The sequence below is a fragment of the Anaerovorax odorimutans DSM 5092 genome (genome assembly GCF_000426305.1).
GTDB classification, from domain to species: Bacteria; Bacillota; Clostridia; order Peptostreptococcales; family Anaerovoracaceae; genus Anaerovorax; species Anaerovorax odorimutans.
In genome coordinates this window covers 1-17,087 of the sequence record NZ_AUFC01000030.1, presented here as the reverse complement: position 1 = coordinate 17,087, position 17,087 = coordinate 1, and the positions used below count along the sequence as shown (strand labels likewise).

The following is a 17,087-nucleotide window of genomic DNA, read 5'->3' as shown; positions in this document are numbered from 1 at the left end:
TTTATCACCTCCTTAAATTCAGATACATGATATCGCTCTGAACACTTTCTGTTGAATATTCCATGCTGTCTAAGCTATCTATGTTCATAATTCCATCGTCCAATCTTACATCCTCTGTTAATTTCTTTGAATCATAGACTGCGCTGGATAAGGCTCCAATTGTAGCAGTACAATGTTTGTAAATAAAAAATCGCCCCTGCGCCATAAGGCTACAGTAAAAAGCGATTCTGTCATTTATAGGTCCTTTAATAGCGTTTTTAACCATGACACCTAGTCTGTTTTTAGCTGCCGCAACCTCGAATCCCTCAATTAGCGTCTGCTCTGCGCTGTCGCAATAAACCTCATATACTGGATACTTTTGCTTTGCTCTTTTTACAAAGTCTACAAAAGCATCGTCAAGCTGCGTAGGTGACAACCTGCCGTCCTTTACATTGTTGTGGTAATACTCGTCAAGTATGATTACTTTTTTATACCCGGGAGTAAATCCGGTGAGGGTAAAACTGTGTGCGGATTTACTACCACCAAAGTCAACCCCGATAACAGCATGTTTGATTGGTTCTGTTAGCGTGTCAATTATAAAGTCATTAGGTTCTTCCGCGAATAAAGTGTATATAATACCTTCAGCAGCAACCCAAAGTCCAAGAATAAACCGTTTAAAAAATACACCTACATACATGGACTTGTAACGCTCTTTTATTTTGTCAGATAACGAAAAATTATCATCCATTGTAAAGTGTAGATAAATAATATTTTTTTCTTTCACCCTGTCAATCCAGTTTGTTTTGAACCAATGATACGGATTGTTTGGATTGCAGTTAAACCAAAACTTTGAACCCTCAACAGAACAACGCCCAGTTGCTTGATTGACAAATGATTCCGGCATCAGTGCGACTTCATCGAAAAACACACCGGCTAGTGTAATACCCTGAATGAGGTCTTGAGATCGTTCATCCTTACCGCCGAAGATATAAAAATAGTTTGTTACGCCTTTACGAGTAACTTCTAATAAATTATCTGCCCTATGATCTTTGCATTTATAACCTCTAGACCATAGCATTAATTTAAGGACTGTAAGCACATTACGCCTAAACGAACCAATCGTCTTACCACACATAGCAAAGTTTTGTTCTGAAAAGCTATACATAGCCCACATAACAAAAGACAGCGCCATTGATACCGTTTTACCGGATCTAATTGCACCGTCTGCTATAATTCCATCTTTATCTTTTACCGGGGAATTTGGAAGCCACCACGTAAGTATTTTTAGCTGCTTATTTGAAAAAGGCTTGAACTTAAATATAGCTTTCTTTACTCTTGCCATACTTCATCAACCTTTCCTTCAAGTGCTTCCATGAAGCCGTCATCTTCGTTGTTATTTTCTGTATCTTCTCCTTTTATCTTTGCCGTATTAGCTTTAATATTCTCAATCCTTGCTTTCTGTTCCTCTGTAGCTAAGTCCCAGTTTTTATGTAGTAGTTCGTCATATTGCTTAATCATAGATCTCAGTTCCGATTGGGCTCTTGCCTGTGCTTTTAGAAAGTTCCCTTGTTTATCCCATGCTTGCTGCACTTCCCATTTTTCTGAACTTCCGGTATCACTATATCCTTCACCAATTTTAGACTTAGTAACATCTTGCTGATCTCTCACATACATAATCTGTTGTGCTCGTACGATCGCTGCATAAGCAATTTGTATCTGATCCCATAAAACATCTAATGGATCCTTCGGCATCTGATTTATAATTTCTAATGTCTCTTTCGGAAGCCACTTAGAAAAGAAACCGTGTTTTTCTGCGTTTTTGTTTTCGGGGGGAGCACCGCCATCTAAAGCATTCTTATTGCCAGGCTGACCACCTTTACGATTAGTAACGCTCCTTTTGGCATTTGGTAACGTTCCTTTTAGCTCGGCATCCCATTTATCTTGAGATTTCCATTTTCTCACCTGTGAATCTTTTATATCTAATTTGGCAGCAATGTCAATTAATTTCATTGCTCCGTTTGATTGTAAATATAATTTCTTTGCTTTTTCTCTGTTTGGACTTCTCTGTCTTGCCAAGCCTCACCACCTCTCATTCGTTTGTTTTGGGTATTTAAAGACTACAAGTTAAATATTTTTTCGAATTCTTTTTGTTGCCTCATCATTAAAATCTCTCCCTATTAATTTCTCTATAATATTTGTATATACATAATCAGCCTCACTAATATTTCCAGAGCTAGAATATTTTATTGATTTAACTAAAAAAAGATACTTTCTTAATATTTTATCATCTAAATTATTCTCAGAGATACTTTTCTCAATTATCTGCAGTATTTGCTTTAAACTATCTTTATAGTTAATCTCTAAATCAAATGCTGCAGTGCCTCCATAAGATTGGAGAACATAGTATCCATCCTGATCAATATAAAATTCTCCGGTACTTTCATTAATTTTTAATAACCACTCACTAATTAAATGTGCTAATGAATTTTCTAATAAAATTCTAGGATGTATTGCTTCAGATTCCTGCATTACAGCTTTATTCCAAGCTTCACCATAATAGATGTCGTTTTCTTTATCAATATACATTCCACCGGAGTTAATTGCGCCTCTTACAAAAACACCTTTTAAAGAGAGTTTAAACTGTAATGCCATAATTTTTCTAATAGCTAACAAACATACATAAGGAGTTTTAGGGAAAAGAATAACAATGCTATCTGCAAATTGAATCGTTTTTATTGAATCGGGAATGTTACTATCAGATCCTGTCAGATTTTTCTTTACTTTCATTTCTCTCATATCTTTAATCGCACCATTAATTATTACACTATATTTTTCTATGTTTTCTTTTGAAGACATATTTTTAAACCCTAATATATCTATAAAAGCCACACAATATTCTTCGTATATCATTGTTTTCACCTTCCTTTCTACTCCATTTTACCAGAATATAGAATAGTTTTCAAAAATAAAAAATAACCCAAAACTTTTTCTGTCATTATCTTTGTATCCTTCAAATACATTGCACCTGTCCGGGTTTCTTGCTCTTGGCATCACCTCACCTCGCTTAGTTGTTTGTTTTGTGGTAAAAGAAAAGAACCCTCATATGAAGGTTCTGCCTCTATTTTCTCCTGATCTCGTAAACGGTGTCTCTTATTTCGTTCAACTTAACACGAATTGTTCCTTCGTTAGATTCTAACTCCGACACCTTCCGATTTAGCATTTTTAGCTGTTCAAGAATATCGTCCAATAATCTAAGTGCTTCTTTTTCATAATCCGAAATCATTTCCTTCTCCTCCTTTTTTGCTTCCATCATACTCCAAACATTACCAATATTCAAGCATATCCGGCAAAAGGAGATTTATCAATAGGTAGTTCTAATTATCTAATTTGCTGCTTAATCCTATATCTTGCAGTTTCACAATATTCTTTATTATTCTCAAAGCCTATAAACCGTCTCCCAGTATTAATACAAGCTACTGCCGTAGTTCCGCTCCCCATGCAATTATCCAATACCACATCCCCTTCATTCGTATATGTCTTAATTAGATACTCAAATAGTTCTACTGGCTTTTGCGTTGGATGAAGCCCTTCCCTTTGACATTTAAAATATAATGTCTGCCGCGGATAATTTGTATAAAAAGTCTGTGTAGGTTTATTTAAGCTATTAACCTTATATACACAATCCTCTCCATTTTTGCCCGAATTCTTTATAGGTCTCTCTAGCCTTACAAGCCCTTGTGGGTTATATGTAGGTGCTTGCTTATAAAAAACTACTATGTCCTCAATACATCGTAGTGGCTGAAACTTAGCAAATGGAAATCCTGTTACCTGGTTTTTAATCCAGTACCAGCAATATCTAAATAATTTCTTATTGCTATATATAAGACTTGTAGTAAATGGTTGTGCTGCAGTAAATACCATTGCACCTCTAGGCTTTATAATTCTTTCGTATTGCTCCCACAATGGTGAAAACGGAATAACATTATCCCATTTGCATTCTGTTGTACCATATGGCAGATCACACAGGATCATATCTATAGATTCATCAGGAATGTTTTTCATTCCTTCTAGACAGTCCATATTGTAAATTTTATTTATTATATTAATCGCATTCCTTTCTCGGTTGACTGCGAAATTCCTTTATGTATTAGAAAAGAACCCTCATGTAAAGGTTCTTGGCAATATCTCTATTTAGGAAGTTTAAGACACAAAGCTTGCCATTCTAAATTAAAAATTTCTTTTTTATCCGTCTTACATAAAAATACCTCTTTTTCATTATCTAAATAAGCAGCAATAACAAATTCTTCCGAAACCTCAAACTTCTTAATATGTTTAATATAATCAGTATTAACTAAATTTTTTTCGATGTCTTCAATAAACATAATATTCACTCCTTTTTACTTTTATCATACGCCAAATATTACCAATATTCAACAATATTATACGACAAAGCAGAAGACCCCCTGTTTCCAGAAGGTCTCTACTGTATTAAAGGAGAACGCATAAAAATGTATGTTTAGTTCTAATCATCACCAATACCATATTAACATGGGTAAGATGGGAATTGTGGGAAAGTTACTTATCAGTTAAAAATGTATTATGCTTTTTCGCCACAGTGGTTCTGTCATACCCTAACTCAGTACCAATTTCTCCCCAACTAAGCCCATTCCTATACCGTAACCTCAATATCGCCCTCACCTCCGCATCCTCTATCGAATCAAGCCAATTCTCCATTTCAAGAAGCAAGTCCTGCAGCTCGTCCAATTTTCTTTTTAACCGTTTTCTTAATACCCGTCCTTTATTTTCATCAAAACCATTAATGATAATAGTTCTTTGTATGTATGGATGATCTACCATAGAACCGGTCACACTGTCTTTTGTCATAGGTAGGTTATGCAATTCATCCTCAATACATTTTATTTCGCTCTTTAGCCCCTTGATTCCTTCCAGTTCTTTTTTAGTCAAGCTCACCCCTCCAATCCATTATCCTCCAAAACAGCAGCATGTGCGTGAGCTCGTTCGTCTCCACTATGATCATAAGCAAAGTATCTCATTCCCGGAAGTAACGGTCTTATATCCGGGAAAGGTATGTATCCGCTAATATCTCTGGCAAACCCTCCACATTCACAAAGTATTGTAAATGGACACGGCTGGTGCGCCCTTACGTTCTTACCCCAATCCTCTACTCCTATTTCCAGACTCATAAACCATTCTTTACCGCAAGACTCACATTTATATTTCATTCCACCGTGAACCATAATATTATCTTCTCTTACTGTTTTGCTTTGTTTGTTAGCCTTTGGAAATTTATATGGTTTTGGCTGAACCTTTGTAAGGTTATTCACACTGTTCTCAGATTTCCTGCGTTTTATTTCTGCTTTTAGCTGTGATGTACTGAACTTATCTAATGGATTGAAATCACTTTCGTCTCTTGAGGAAGATAATTCCTCCATCCATGTATTTGATTTTCTCATACTCACCCCTCCTTTGGCTCGTGGTCGTATGCAAGCCAGTTGATACCATAATCATCAAAATATCGTTTAGTATTATAAAAACTTTTAACTAATCCAGATAATACTTTTGTTTCCACCAAAGTCCAAATACCGCTTTTGCTGTATATGCCCGTTATCCATACAGGCTTACCATCACGCTCTCTTAGTTCCTCCAACGTAAGCGGCTTTGGGTTCTCTCGTTCTGCTTTTTCTTGCAACAAATCTTGGATTATAATCTTGCAACTTTTAGCCATTTCTACAAAATTTAGTTCTCCTGTAAAAAATGCCTTATATTTGTATTTCTTTATAACGTTGTCTAACTCTCGCACTATATCATTCATCTTCACCACTCCAATCCAATCTTTGACCGCAACTAGGGCAATAATCATCTTTGTTATTTGCCAATAGTCCTGTGGTGCATAAATTTGTTTCACAATTCGGGCATAAGTCATATGGTACACCGTCGATTCCAACCCAAGGTTCGTGAAATATTTTCTTAGGTATCTGCTTTTCTAAAGCTTGTATTGCTAAATCTCTTGCCGTTTCTGCTGCATTGCAACAAATATCAACATTTTTTATAATTTCTATTGTTCTTTCTATATCGTTCATCTATCTGCCTCCTTAACCATGTTATCAGCCACAAAACCATTTTTAATTGAGTATAAGAATTGTACTTTTGAATATAAAATTATGTTATAATGGCATTTACAAAATATTAGAAAGTGTATGAAAATGAATATCAAAAATATTATTTCAAAATTAATGACCAAGTTAACCGCGCTATCACTTGCGTACAAGCGTAGTGATACACCACTTATGGCTAAAATTATAGCTTTTATTACTGTGAGTTATGCCTTATCACCAATAGATTTAATTCCCGATTTTATTCCGATTCTCGGATATCTTGACGACATGGTTATTCTTCCGCTTTTGATTGCTTTAGCCGTTAAGCTTATACCCGCAAACATTATGGATAAATGTATCATTCAAGCCAAAGATATGTGGCAAAACGGGAAGCCAAAAAATTGGAGATATGCTTTACCTGTAATTATTATTTGGGTATTTATAGCCGTATTAGTTACTTATAATTTGACTAACAAATAGAAATAACTTCCTAACCGCTCTCAACCTTATCCAATGCTACTATCAGAACCGCCCTCTCTGTAAGATCTAATAATTCAGCCTGATAATAAAATTTCCCTTTTGTTTTCCGTAGAATGCATCCGGTAAGAAAATATTCAGCTCCATTAAACTTTACTTTACGTTCCATATTTTTCTTAACATCTTCTATTCTCATGACTTTAACCCTTTATTAAACCGCTCCATCTTTTCTCTTAATTCTTTCGGCATAGGTTCTGATACAATCGGTTCAACTACAACTGGTTCAATCTGTTTCGGTCTAAATCTATACCCATCCTGTTCAGCTATGATCAGTATGTAATTATAGTGATTAGTTTTCTTTGTTGGTGATCGTTCAATAATTCCTGAAACCTTATCAATTAAACCGATATAGTCCTGATATGTATTTTTTATAGTCTGATATTGCTCATCTGTTAGCTCAACATTCTTAAATTTTCCATACAGGGAAAAAGAGGAATTGGATAAAGGAAGGGTGGCGGAGGAAACGTTACTCTCCTCCTCCTTTCCTTTACTCTCCTCTCCTTTACTTTCCTTTCCTTTCCTTTGTTCAAAAATGTCATCATTTTCTTTTAAGATGTATACATTTTTGCTTAAATTGTTAACATCAAGTAAACATAACTCTTGTCTAAACTCAATTTTCTTTCTTCTAGATGCTGCATCAAGGAATCTTTTTTGTATTCCTCTACTTGTAAGTATTTGGTATTTATCATAAATTTCTTGCGAAAAAATCCCTCTTTTTAGTGCCGATCTAACTACATCAGAAACAATTTTATCGCCTTTATGTAAACCTATTTTTCTGGTAAAAAGAAGCTCTAACTCTTCTGTCCAATCGCAATAATACCCATGCTCACCATATATTCTTTGTAAAAGTTTAATAACAATTGCAAAACCTTCTAGTCCGTGTTCTGCTTCTATAAGCTCAAATTTTTCGTCTAACTGTGTCATAAGTGGAAAGTAGGGTAATCCGTTAGTAGCCATGTTTATCACCTCTTTTCAAGTAATTTTATTATCATTTTGCCAGTATTTCTTTTATTGCAAAATACATATTCGATATTATGCTTTCGTTCCCAAACTTTTAAAATCCTATAAATTCTATCACCTTGTATAGCTCCGTGCTTATTCTCCCAAAGTATAATATCCTCTAAACATGTTATCGGCTTCTTATCAATCTTATCCTGCTCAATCAGTATGTACATTTTCGCTCCGATACCGTCCATTCGCTCTAGTTCTGCCTTAAATCTTTTATGTCCAGAAATGGCATTTTGAGCGATTTCAGCGATGTTTTGCTTACGGTCAATAAAAACTAAAGGGTTTAATAAATTCATGTAATCTGCAACGTATAACTTGCTTGTAAAATAAGGAATCTCTTGTCTATCAAACTCTTTTATAATACCTTTTATGGCTTTTGCTTTTTCTCTACTATCTATTTGTATTTGCATAATTCACCTCTTTTAAAACGGTAGATCATCGTCATCTACTTCTTCTATTCCTTCAGGCAGCGGCGGTGCGTCTGAATTAGCATTGTCTTTTTTACTGCCGCAGAATTCGATTTGGTCAGTTTTAATTCTCCAAGGATAAACTTTTTTACCTTCTTTATTTTCATAAGGATGGCATTGCATTTCGCCCGAAATTAAAATCTCCTGACCTTTTTGAAAATTTTTATTTACAAACTCACCAGCCTTCCCCCATGCTTGACAATCAAAGAAATCTGTTTCTTCACCAAATCTACGATTTACTGCAACGGAGAAAGAGCAAACGCTCGTCTCTCCATTCTTTCCTTGTATTGTTTTAAGCTCTGGACTTCTGGTTAACCTACCTTTTATGACTATCTGATTCATACTCTTAAATCTCCTTATAGCTAACTATTTCTGTCAACACCTTAGTTCTTTTACAGTAATCACATTTCTCACATCGGATCGGCTCTGATAATCCTTTTTTCACATCATCAAACCTTTGAATATGTGCCTGTATTATTGACTTTGCAATATCAATATCCTCTTGCGGAATACTCATAATTGCAATATCCGATTCCGGTTTCTGTTTCGTTGCTGCAGCTATGAAAAACGGCAAATTATTTCCCTCAATTACTTGATATATTGCAGCTTGGATGTCGTAACCCCAAGCCTCAACAAACGGGATTCTTCCTTGACCATCAACCCAAATTGGTTCAAAGTCCTTCATAACCTTTAAATCGACAATCGCCTTACCTTCATGATAACTGTCTATTTTTATCTTCCAAGGAACTCCAAAGAGTTCCCCGGTCTTAATAACCTGCTTTTTACCGCTCATGTAACGCATAAACATTTCATCACGTTCTATACGCTGGATAATATACTCGGCTTGTCTGTAATCAGATTTTAAATCACCGCTTTTTGTAAATAGTTCAGGGTGTTTTGCTCTGAAAATGTCCAATGTTCCTTCAAAATGTGCATCTACAAAACTGCCAACAAGTAATGCTGTTGACTTTGGTTCTTCATATTCTCCATTAATTTCCGCCATGGTAGCCGCTTCACACTTCATAAACGATTTAAACTGAGACGATCCAAAATATTTCAACTGGTTTTCTGTATCAAAATAATTTTCATTTGTCAAAATGCTCATAACTTTGTAACCTCCAATTCATTATCATTCGTCGTTCTAGTTGCAATAAATTGAAGTCCTTTTGCTTTGCATTTACCATATAAACGGTTTCTATTTTCATCTGATAATTTCTCCGCTCCATCAATTAAGATAATCTGCAGTGCGTTTGGATTAGAAATTGCCACATCAACACATAAATCGAGCTGCTCACCCTCCGAAAGATTACTGATTGGAAGACCTTTAATTAGCGGTATTCCATCCTTTACGGTTAATCCTTCAACCGGAATAGTTGCTGTCTTTAAAATTTCACCCGGTAATTCTCTTGCAAGATCAATTTTGCTTGTAAGCTTTTCTGATTCTTCTTTCAGCTTTTCAAGCTCTCTTTGCATCTGTTCCATACGACGATATTCATTTAAATGCTTTTTCATGGATTCTGCATTGCTGATTTCTTCTGACAATGGTTGTACGTCCACAATCTCATTGTTTATATACTGATCAGCAACACCCATATCTTTGTCAAGCTTAGCTATATTTTCTTGATACTTGGATTCAATTACAGCTTTCTTATCTTCCAATTTCCCGTTTAAGCCGCTTATTTTATCCTCGGCAGCTTTTATTTCAGCTTTCATTCTTTCAATAGAAGAAACCAAATTCTCTCTTTCTAATGTAATTGCCTTTTCCTCTGATGCTATTGAGATTTCTTTTTCAGCCTGAAACCCTCTGATTTTAGAGTCATATCCTGCTTTAAAAGTCTTAGCCCTTTCAATAAGATTATTATTTCTTCTTATTTCTTCCAGTTCGTGATACTTCTCAGCGAGATCATAATTCTCCCAAATATCGGCTTGATATTCTTCTGGAATGTCCTTAGCAATATCTTCAATGAATGCTCTCTTATTTCGCATGTCCCTATTGATATCCTGACGTTCCGTGAAATATACTCCGTCATCCGCCTGAATATCATTTAGGACTTGCAAAATATTCTGCTCATAATTTACGCCTTGTGGGATTTCTCCAAATTTTTCTTTAATCCAATTTAAATCCCATGGGAATTCTATCAAATCTAAAATTACTCTATTTTGCTGTTGCCTACTCATTTGTGTAAATGCTACTGGATCTAACTGGAGCTTAGTGAAAATATCTGAAAGAAAAGATTCTGGACTAGGCACATCCATTCCATTTGAACGAATACGTTTATAGTCAGATTGGCTCGTTCTCTTTTTTCGGTTAATGCTTAATCCTGCATCCGTTTCTATAAGGATTTCTCCTTCTGTTTCACCATTCTTTACTATGTAATCTCTATCTGAATCATTAGTTAAAGCGTATCTTATAGCATCAATAACACTTGTTTTACCAGTTCCATTAGTTCCTGTAATTTCAATATTGCTGCCATCTAATTCTGTTTCGGCAATGCCGAATAAGTTTTTTATTCTAATTTTGGTCGTCTTCATTTAATACGTCCTCCTGTTTTTTAGCTTCAAAGGCCTTTAAGGCACACTCTGCACAAAGTGCTTTGCCATATTTTCTTTGCGTTGATTGTGCAATGTCATGCGCACGTTTCCCATTTGAATCGATAATTAATGCCCCACATTCTCCACATTTATATTCTTCTTCCTTTGGTAAAAATGGTCTAATTCTAAGAGCTTCAACAACTTCTCCAAATGCCTTTACATGGTCAATATATATTTGAACCTTTCTACCTGCCCATTCTTCAATATATGGGGTTTTAAAAAGCTTACTGATTGTTTTTGAATTTGTACTGTTCATAATCATCGGTTTAATATCTTTTTCAGAAAAATACATAACCATACATTCTTCTTTCTTACCGTCTGGACCTGTTACAACTTCAGATTTAACAAACCTAATTGTTGCAATTAAATCTTGCCCCGGAGTAAGGGCATATGCTCCTAAATAATCAGGGTTATATAATTTCTTCCAGTGAGTTTTAGTTTCCATTCTATCTATCTCCTTTTTTATTGACATTCTCCTCCAAACGTGATATTTTAAAATTAATTTACTTTAGTTTGCACCCTACCGGAATTGCCGTTCCGTGGGTGCTTTTTTCTTTAATCTCTACCTTTATAAACTTCGCCCCTCTTGCTTTTCCGCTTTGATTTTTAAGTATTGCGCTTTTAACAGAATTGATAGAAACACCAAACCTATTAGCAAGTTCTATGGCCGTATCGCAAACAACCAAAGGCAGCTCGAAACGATCCGGGGTTACTGCCATGAAAAGTTTCAATTTTCCCTCACCTCCTTATCCTTTAATTCTGCATTAATAATGCTAGGTAATTTAACTAATTCAGAACTATATTCTACAGTTACAATTCTTTCGTATTCAATTGTTGCCCCGCATTGCCCACATTCATATTCGTCATTAGAATCTTCACATTCCCAACTGTCTCTGTCTTCATATCCACAACAAGGACATGTGATATTGTGTTTATAAATTTCTTCTTTGCCTATTTCTAAATTTAATTCTTTTATTTCGTGAGCTCCTGCACAATCATTTTTCTCATCTAAAACTCCAATAACAAAATCACCTTTAATAGTTCTAATGATTTCATATGTCGCAGCAGATTCTTCTATCTCGCCTATATATGGGTTATTACTTAAACTTTCGTAGTCAGGGTTATTATCTAGGCTATATAACTTCATTCTTGCTCACCTCCTTATCCTCATAATTGATAGCTTTCCAAAGTAACGGAATGGTCCATAAAAACCACTCACCTCCTATGCTAAAATAGCCTCTTTGCATGTACGCCACCTTTACACATATAATTGTTGCAGCTGCTATAATAGCTGCTGTGATTAAATACTTTTTCATGGCTTATTTACCAATCTTTGCAATTCCTTTAAAAGCTTAATGGCTTTTATTCTTTTCTCTTTTTCTATTCCTTCAGGAAAAGTTTCTATATAATCTAGTACGTCTCTTACTTGTTTTACTACGTCTCCCAAAACATCATACTTTTTAAGAGTTATTTTCCCCTCTCCATCCGTGAATATTTCAAGCGGGTCGCCTTCGCGAATACGCATTGTACGACGTATTTCTTTTGGAATTACAACACGTCCAAGGTCATCGATTCTTCTTACTATACCTGTTGCTTTCATTTCTTTCTCCTTCCTTTCCTAAAATCTATAAAGCTTATATAATGCCCTCTCAATATCTTCTCTTCCGTCGTAGTCTGAGTATCCCGAAACGGCATATATTTCTTCTTTGCAACTATTTATCTGTTCTACTTCTTTTATAACTTCTTCTGTGCTGTCAAATGTGCCTAGTAGATCTTTACCTAGTAGCAAACTGCAGCCGTAGAATACGCCATTATTAAATACTTCATGCCACAATAATGGCTTATTAGCACTTTTAAAAAATAACTGATCTCTGTCTTGGTTTAAGATATACATTTTTTTACCTCACAAAATTTTTGATTCCGCTGCTTCACGGTGTTTATCTTTTGTGGGTTTTCTTTTTCTCTTTCTTATGTAACATTAATTTTGTGTTTCATCTAATAAAACTAACTCTTGTATATTAAGCGGATCAGTCAGATCTTTTCCCTGATACATCTCTAAAAACTCAACTAAAGATATCTTTCTGATTTTATAACTACCAAGTTTAAGCACTGGTAACAGCCCTGCCTTGATTAGTGAATACACATAAGCCTTATTTGTTTTTAATATCTTTGCTGTTTCTGCAACCGTATAAACTAAGCTATCCATTTTTCTCACCCCCTAACCTGCTTTTATTATGGAAATAACTTATTTTGTATGGTAAAATCGCCTTGAAAGGTTGGTGACTTTTATGACACGTCAATGTAAATATGTATTAAAAGAAATTAAAAAACTTTCTAATAATAGCTCCTGCTGGCTTGGTGCAAATTCAAGTCAAGTTTACAAAGTCGATTCCCCTAAAGGTGAAGTTTGCGATTTTAATAAATATAAAAGAGAACTTGATACAATTCTTAATGAATTACTTAGAACTGAATACATAAAAACAAATAAATCTGGTGCTTCATTTCGTCTAACTCATAAAGGCTTACATCCATATGAATTTGAATGGGAAAAAATAAAGTCATTTTTATTTAGCTCTATATTTATCCCTATCGTTGTTGCTCTTATCACAAGTGCTCTTATAAATTTTTTATTCTAAAATTTATGCATATACATAAAAGTAACTGCCATTGCAGTAAACATACTTACGGCTATAGTAAATAGATAATGAATAACTTTATCGTCAAACTTCTTGATTTTTTCTTTAAATTCTTTGTCTTCCATTGTTCTCACTTCTTACCCCGTTTCTAGTTGCATCACGCAACATTCTTTGTAAAAAAAATATTTTGTAAATTCCTCCGGCGGAATTTTTAATAAAATTGATAGTTTTTCTGCTTCATCCAAATCCATTGGACGAATGTTATTTATTTTCTGGTTTGCTGTTGGCTGCGCAATTCCTAATGAATTAGCTACATCCTTTTGTGTTAGTTGGAGCTCCGCCATTTTCCCTTTTATTTTGTTTGTATTGATCAATGCTGTCCCCTCCTTTCTTGAACCTTACAAGCAAATTGTAGCACTACGCAACTTTATTGTCAATAGCATTATGCAACTTTTTTAAGTATTTTTTTATTTTTATATTGCATTATGCAATTTTATATAATATAATGTTTCACAAGGAGGTGGTTTCCGTTGACAAATGAAGAAATAGGAAATCGAATAAAATATGCTCGTGATCTACGAAAGGCTACACTTGATGATGTTGCTAAAAAAGTTGGTATAGCTAAATCGACTGTTCAACGATACGAGAGCGGAAAAATTGAAAAAATAAAACTTCCAGTCCTTGAGTCTATTGCAAATGCCTTATCTGTAAATCCTGCTTGGCTTGTTGGGAAATCGGAAGAGACGGAACTTTCTCTATCTAACCAGTCAATTAGATTATCTGCAAATGAAAAAGAGCTCTTACATACATACAACCGATGCTCTTCCACTGGTAAAGAAAGAATATTGAATTATTCTAAAAAAGTTTTGGATATAGAAAAAGAAGAAAAAAGGGTTGATTATTTACAACCAATAGCAGCACACAATGATGATACTTCTGATGAACAAATAGAATTAATGAAACAAGATTTAGAAGATTTATAGTATTTAATTATAGTAGAATAAGGGGTTGGTACTTTGACATATGAACAATTAGTAATTGAAGCTGATAACTCAGAAGTTGAAGTTATTGAAAAGAAATTTAAATCTAATGCAAAGGGGCTTTGTAAGGGATCTAAAATAGCAATAAGCTGTGATATAAACAATTGTGAGAAAAAATGTATTCTTGCAGAAGAACTTGGACATTATTATACAACTGTAGGCGATATACTTGACCAAAAAAGTATCTCTAATATGAAGCAAGAACATAAAGCCAGAGTATGGGCATATAACAAATTAATTAGGCTATCAGATTTAAGACAAGCTTATAATGCGGGATATAGAACAACTTATGAAATGGCTGAAATTCTTGATGTGGATGAAAAGTTTTTAAAGGATAGTTTAGAATACTATTCAATTAAATATGGCACTGAATTTCTTTCTGAAATAGATGGTGATTTAAAAACTAAAATTTTATGTGGACCAGATATAAAATTATAGACTAGGATAAGCCAATTCGACTTAATCCGACACATTTATACATTTTATTATGATATTATCAATTAAAATATTATATCTATAAATGTGTTTTCTAAGGAGGAAAGAACAAATGATTAAAGAAAAATTAAAAGGATTTATTGCTGGTGTTGTTGTAATGACTGTACTGTTTTCATTAACAGTTACAGGTTTCGCATCTACTGGTTCAAAGGCGTTAACTGCTACTTTTAATAACATTAAAATTTACGTTGATCAAAACCTAGTAACTCCAAAAGATTCTAACGGTAATACTGTAGAACCGTTTATTTCCGGCGGTACAACTTACCTACCTGTAAGGGCTGTTGCTGATGCATTAGGGAAAGAAGTTTCTTGGGATAGCGCTACAAAATCCGTTTATATCGGAACCCAGCCAACTACCCCAAATCAGGGCACTCAAACCTCCGTAACTCTTGGCGAAAAAAATGCCCTGGCAAAAGCTAAGTCATACTTAGAGTCTATGTCATTTTCTTATTCGGGACTAATAAAGCAATTGGAATATGAGGGTTTTTCAAGCATCGAGGCAACCTATGGAGCCGATAACTGTAATGCTAATTGGGATGAACAAGCCGCAAAGAAAGCAAAAACCTATATGGAAAGCATGTCTTTTTCACGTGATTCTTTAATCCAGCAATTAAAGTATGAAGGATTTACTGATTCTCAGGCGGAATATGGCGCAAAGGCTGTAGGATATTAATACTTACAAACACAAACGCCCCCTGCTACCAACAGAGAGCGAATGTTATAAATAGGTTGTAATGAATACAAACTATACACAATAGAATTGTACCATTACAACCTCTAAATTACAATACTTAGGGGTATTTTTATACCCTTTTTTAAGGAGGTATACATTAATGGCAGAATTAAATATTACAAAAAGAGGTAAATCATGGCAATATAGGTTTGAAGCTGCAAAAATTGAGGGAAAAAGAAAACAAATTTCTAAAGGCGGATTTAAAACTAAAAAGGAATGTTTAGAAGCAGGAACAAAAGCTTTAGCCGAATATAATCATAGTGGCTTACATTTTGAGCCTACCGAGATAAGTGTATGTGATTACCTTGATTATTGGTTTGATACTTATTGTAAAATTGAATTAAAATATAATACACAAATAGCTTATTTATCTATAATAGAAAACCATCTTAAGCCAAAATTCGGAAATTACAAGTTAAGCTCTATTAACCCCACTATACTTATCGAATATGCAAACCAATTAAAAATTAATGGATTCTCAAAATCTCACCTTGTTGGTATATTATCAACATTTTCTACAGCACTTGATTATTCAGTTCAGCCGTTAAAATATATTAAAGAAAATCCCATGAATTATGTTAAATTTCCTAAAGTTGAAAGAAAGCCAAAAGAAAGAATTGTTTTAAGTCAAGAAGAATTTCAAATTATTATCAATAGATTCCCTGCAGGTAATAGATTTCATATTCCTCTTTTAATAGGATGGAACTGCGGTCTAAGAATATCTGAAACTTTTGCACTGACATGGGATGATATTGATTTTGAAAATAAAACATTAACAGTTAATAAACAAATTGTAAAAAGAAATTACGGTCTTGATGTCAGGAAGGTCTTTAAGGAAAAAAATAAAAGAGAAGAGAAATCATCATGGTATTTTTCTGATCCAAAATATAATTCAAACCGAACTATTAAAATTGGCACCACATTAATTACTGCTTTGAAAGCCGAAAAAAAGAAGCAGCAAGAATATGAATTACAATATGGTGAATACTACACTATTTACGTAAAGAAAAAAGAATATGATGAAAAAGGAAATGAAATGTTTAGAATAATACCTGTACAAAAATGCATAAATCCGGTACTGCCTAGAGTAAAACTAATTTGCATTTGCGAAAACGGTGAGTATACTTCCACTGATTCTTTTAAATATTGCTCTAGAGTAATTCACACGCAGTTAAAACTTGCTTTTGATTACCATAGTTTAAGACATACTCATGCTACTATTTTAATTGAAAATGGTGCTAACCCAAAATCTGTACAAGAAAGGCTTGGACATAAAAAAATTGAAACAACGCTTCAAACTTACGTCCATAATACCGAAGTTATGGAACAAAATGCTGTTGATATTTTTGAAAATGTTACTAATGGAATTTTGTACACCAAGTGATTTTATGTGTACGCGAGGTGTACAAACTCCAATTTTTTTAATATTTATTTATTAAACATTATTGATTTTTCAACGTTAATAAGCATACTGTTTCTATATG

Annotated in this window: 31 protein-coding genes; 6 read left to right on the top strand and 25 right to left on the bottom strand. The window is 34.2% G+C overall.

Features of this window, described 5'->3' with window-relative positions; translation table 11 throughout:
- Nucleotides 1–4 precede the first annotated feature (4 nt).
- The 10 genes from K292_RS0110785 to K292_RS0110735 form a co-directional block, all read right to left on the bottom strand.
- A complete protein-coding gene (locus tag K292_RS0110785) occupies nucleotides 5–1,321 on the bottom strand; it encodes a PBSX family phage terminase large subunit (RefSeq protein WP_027399846.1) in 1,317 nt (438 codons plus the stop codon).
- Nucleotides 1,309–2,055: a phage terminase small subunit gene (gene terS, locus K292_RS0110780; RefSeq protein WP_027399845.1), complete on the bottom strand. Its 747-nt coding sequence runs from the start codon at nucleotides 2,053–2,055 to the stop codon at nucleotides 1,309–1,311. Before terS ends, K292_RS0110785 begins: the two co-directional genes overlap by 13 nt.
- Before the next feature lie 48 nt (nucleotides 2,056–2,103).
- Nucleotides 2,104–2,889 carry a hypothetical protein gene (locus tag K292_RS0110775; RefSeq protein WP_027399844.1) on the bottom strand — a complete coding sequence of 262 codons (786 nt, stop codon included), beginning with the start codon at nucleotides 2,887–2,889 and terminating at the stop codon, nucleotides 2,104–2,106.
- Nucleotides 2,890–3,097: 208 nt separating this feature from the next.
- Nucleotides 3,098–3,292: a hypothetical protein gene (locus tag K292_RS18690; RefSeq protein ID WP_156900528.1), complete on the bottom strand. Its 195-nt coding sequence runs from the start codon at nucleotides 3,290–3,292 to the stop codon at nucleotides 3,098–3,100.
- A 65-nt stretch (nucleotides 3,293–3,357) separates the two neighbouring features.
- Nucleotides 3,358–4,041, bottom strand: a complete 684-nt coding sequence (locus tag K292_RS0110760) for a DNA-methyltransferase (RefSeq protein ID WP_207637173.1) — start codon at nucleotides 4,039–4,041, stop codon at nucleotides 3,358–3,360.
- A gap of 125 nt (nucleotides 4,042–4,166) precedes the next feature.
- Nucleotides 4,167–4,361 (bottom strand): hypothetical protein, encoded by a 195-nt coding sequence (locus K292_RS0110755; RefSeq protein WP_027399842.1) that lies wholly within the window; start codon nucleotides 4,359–4,361, stop codon nucleotides 4,167–4,169.
- Nucleotides 4,362–4,554: 193 nt separating this feature from the next.
- Nucleotides 4,555–4,950, bottom strand: coding sequence for a hypothetical protein (locus tag K292_RS0110750; protein ID WP_037373062.1), 396 nt, complete (start codon nucleotides 4,948–4,950; stop codon nucleotides 4,555–4,557).
- Entirely contained in the window at nucleotides 4,947–5,453 is a 507-nt protein-coding gene (locus K292_RS0110745; protein WP_027399840.1) for a hypothetical protein, read from the bottom strand. The genes K292_RS0110750 and K292_RS0110745 overlap by 4 nt, the downstream gene beginning before the upstream one ends.
- 2 nt (nucleotides 5,454–5,455) lie before the next feature.
- Entirely contained in the window at nucleotides 5,456–5,812 is a 357-nt protein-coding gene (locus K292_RS0110740) for a hypothetical protein (RefSeq protein WP_027399839.1), read from the bottom strand.
- Complete coding sequence (locus tag K292_RS0110735) at nucleotides 5,805–6,080, bottom strand: hypothetical protein (protein WP_027399838.1); 276 nt, start codon at nucleotides 6,078–6,080, stop codon at nucleotides 5,805–5,807. The genes K292_RS0110740 and K292_RS0110735 overlap by 8 nt, the downstream gene beginning before the upstream one ends.
- A 123-nt stretch (nucleotides 6,081–6,203) precedes the next feature.
- Here K292_RS0110735 and K292_RS0110730 point away from each other — a divergent pair, with 123 nt between their 5' ends.
- Complete coding sequence (locus K292_RS0110730; protein ID WP_207637172.1) at nucleotides 6,204–6,575, top strand: YkvA family protein; 372 nt, start codon at nucleotides 6,204–6,206, stop codon at nucleotides 6,573–6,575.
- A 10-nt stretch (nucleotides 6,576–6,585) separates the two neighbouring features.
- Here K292_RS0110730 and K292_RS0110725 read toward each other — a convergent pair whose 3' ends face one another.
- From K292_RS0110725 to K292_RS0110665, 13 genes are all read right to left on the bottom strand, one after another.
- A complete protein-coding gene (locus tag K292_RS0110725; protein WP_027399836.1) occupies nucleotides 6,586–6,768 on the bottom strand; it encodes a hypothetical protein in 183 nt (60 codons plus the stop codon).
- Nucleotides 6,765–7,589: a DUF4373 domain-containing protein gene (locus tag K292_RS17955; RefSeq protein ID WP_051280655.1), complete on the bottom strand. Its 825-nt coding sequence runs from the start codon at nucleotides 7,587–7,589 to the stop codon at nucleotides 6,765–6,767. Before K292_RS17955 ends, K292_RS0110725 begins: the two co-directional genes overlap by 4 nt.
- 5 nt (nucleotides 7,590–7,594) lie before the next feature.
- On the bottom strand, nucleotides 7,595–8,050 hold the full coding sequence (locus K292_RS0110715) for an ERCC4 domain-containing protein (protein ID WP_027399835.1): 456 nt from the start codon (nucleotides 8,048–8,050) through the stop codon (nucleotides 7,595–7,597).
- Between the two features lie 12 nt (nucleotides 8,051–8,062).
- The gene (locus tag K292_RS0110710; protein WP_027399834.1) at nucleotides 8,063–8,449 is read right to left on the bottom strand and encodes a single-stranded DNA-binding protein; all 387 of its coding nucleotides are present in this window, start codon (nucleotides 8,447–8,449) and stop codon (nucleotides 8,063–8,065) included.
- Nucleotides 8,450–8,453: 4 nt separating this feature from the next.
- Nucleotides 8,454–9,212, bottom strand: coding sequence for a PD-(D/E)XK nuclease-like domain-containing protein (locus K292_RS0110705; RefSeq protein ID WP_027399833.1), 759 nt, complete (start codon nucleotides 9,210–9,212; stop codon nucleotides 8,454–8,456).
- A complete protein-coding gene (locus tag K292_RS0110700; protein WP_027399832.1) occupies nucleotides 9,209–10,639 on the bottom strand; it encodes a hypothetical protein in 1,431 nt (476 codons plus the stop codon). The genes K292_RS0110705 and K292_RS0110700 overlap by 4 nt, the downstream gene beginning before the upstream one ends.
- Nucleotides 10,620–11,144, bottom strand: coding sequence for a hypothetical protein (locus K292_RS17950; RefSeq protein WP_156900527.1), 525 nt, complete (start codon nucleotides 11,142–11,144; stop codon nucleotides 10,620–10,622). The genes K292_RS0110700 and K292_RS17950 overlap by 20 nt, the downstream gene beginning before the upstream one ends.
- 58 nt (nucleotides 11,145–11,202) lie before the next feature.
- A complete protein-coding gene (locus K292_RS0110690; RefSeq protein ID WP_027399831.1) occupies nucleotides 11,203–11,430 on the bottom strand; it encodes a hypothetical protein in 228 nt (75 codons plus the stop codon).
- Nucleotides 11,427–11,846, bottom strand: coding sequence for a hypothetical protein (locus tag K292_RS0110685; protein ID WP_027399830.1), 420 nt, complete (start codon nucleotides 11,844–11,846; stop codon nucleotides 11,427–11,429). The genes K292_RS0110690 and K292_RS0110685 overlap by 4 nt, the downstream gene beginning before the upstream one ends.
- Nucleotides 11,833–12,015, bottom strand: coding sequence for a hypothetical protein (locus tag K292_RS0110680; RefSeq protein WP_027399829.1), 183 nt, complete (start codon nucleotides 12,013–12,015; stop codon nucleotides 11,833–11,835). The genes K292_RS0110685 and K292_RS0110680 overlap by 14 nt, the downstream gene beginning before the upstream one ends.
- Nucleotides 12,012–12,299: an AbrB/MazE/SpoVT family DNA-binding domain-containing protein gene (locus K292_RS19460; RefSeq protein WP_207637171.1), complete on the bottom strand. Its 288-nt coding sequence runs from the start codon at nucleotides 12,297–12,299 to the stop codon at nucleotides 12,012–12,014. Before K292_RS19460 ends, K292_RS0110680 begins: the two co-directional genes overlap by 4 nt.
- Before the next feature lie 18 nt (nucleotides 12,300–12,317).
- On the bottom strand, nucleotides 12,318–12,593 hold the full coding sequence (locus K292_RS0110670) for a hypothetical protein (RefSeq protein WP_027399828.1): 276 nt from the start codon (nucleotides 12,591–12,593) through the stop codon (nucleotides 12,318–12,320).
- A gap of 84 nt (nucleotides 12,594–12,677) precedes the next feature.
- Nucleotides 12,678–12,905, bottom strand: coding sequence for a helix-turn-helix domain-containing protein (locus K292_RS0110665; protein WP_027399827.1), 228 nt, complete (start codon nucleotides 12,903–12,905; stop codon nucleotides 12,678–12,680).
- A gap of 82 nt (nucleotides 12,906–12,987) precedes the next feature.
- Between K292_RS0110665 and K292_RS0110660 the strand changes: the two genes are divergently transcribed.
- Nucleotides 12,988–13,335, top strand: a complete 348-nt coding sequence (locus K292_RS0110660) for a hypothetical protein (protein ID WP_027399826.1) — start codon at nucleotides 12,988–12,990, stop codon at nucleotides 13,333–13,335.
- On the opposite strand, the gene K292_RS19330 is transcribed toward K292_RS0110660, so the two are convergent.
- A complete protein-coding gene (locus tag K292_RS19330) occupies nucleotides 13,332–13,460 on the bottom strand; it encodes a hypothetical protein (RefSeq protein ID WP_281168550.1) in 129 nt (42 codons plus the stop codon). The genes K292_RS0110660 and K292_RS19330 overlap by 4 nt on opposite strands.
- A gap of 12 nt (nucleotides 13,461–13,472) precedes the next feature.
- The gene (locus K292_RS16860) at nucleotides 13,473–13,709 is read right to left on the bottom strand and encodes a helix-turn-helix domain-containing protein (protein WP_037373059.1); all 237 of its coding nucleotides are present in this window, start codon (nucleotides 13,707–13,709) and stop codon (nucleotides 13,473–13,475) included.
- Nucleotides 13,710–13,865: 156 nt separating this feature from the next.
- Between K292_RS16860 and K292_RS17945 the strand changes: the two genes are divergently transcribed.
- The 4 genes from K292_RS17945 (at nucleotide 13,866) to K292_RS0110630 (ending at nucleotide 16,987) form a co-directional block, all read left to right on the top strand.
- Complete coding sequence (locus tag K292_RS17945; protein WP_027399825.1) at nucleotides 13,866–14,318, top strand: helix-turn-helix domain-containing protein; 453 nt, start codon at nucleotides 13,866–13,868, stop codon at nucleotides 14,316–14,318.
- 33 nt (nucleotides 14,319–14,351) lie between these two features.
- The gene (locus K292_RS0110640; protein ID WP_027399824.1) at nucleotides 14,352–14,813 is read left to right on the top strand and encodes an ImmA/IrrE family metallo-endopeptidase; all 462 of its coding nucleotides are present in this window, start codon (nucleotides 14,352–14,354) and stop codon (nucleotides 14,811–14,813) included.
- A gap of 154 nt (nucleotides 14,814–14,967) precedes the next feature.
- Nucleotides 14,968–15,543: an Ltp family lipoprotein gene (locus K292_RS17940; protein WP_207637170.1), complete on the top strand. Its 576-nt coding sequence runs from the start codon at nucleotides 14,968–14,970 to the stop codon at nucleotides 15,541–15,543.
- 160 nt (nucleotides 15,544–15,703) lie between these two features.
- Nucleotides 15,704–16,987 (top strand): site-specific integrase, encoded by a 1,284-nt coding sequence (locus tag K292_RS0110630; protein ID WP_027399823.1) that lies wholly within the window; start codon nucleotides 15,704–15,706, stop codon nucleotides 16,985–16,987.
- Nucleotides 16,988–17,087 lie beyond the last annotated feature (100 nt).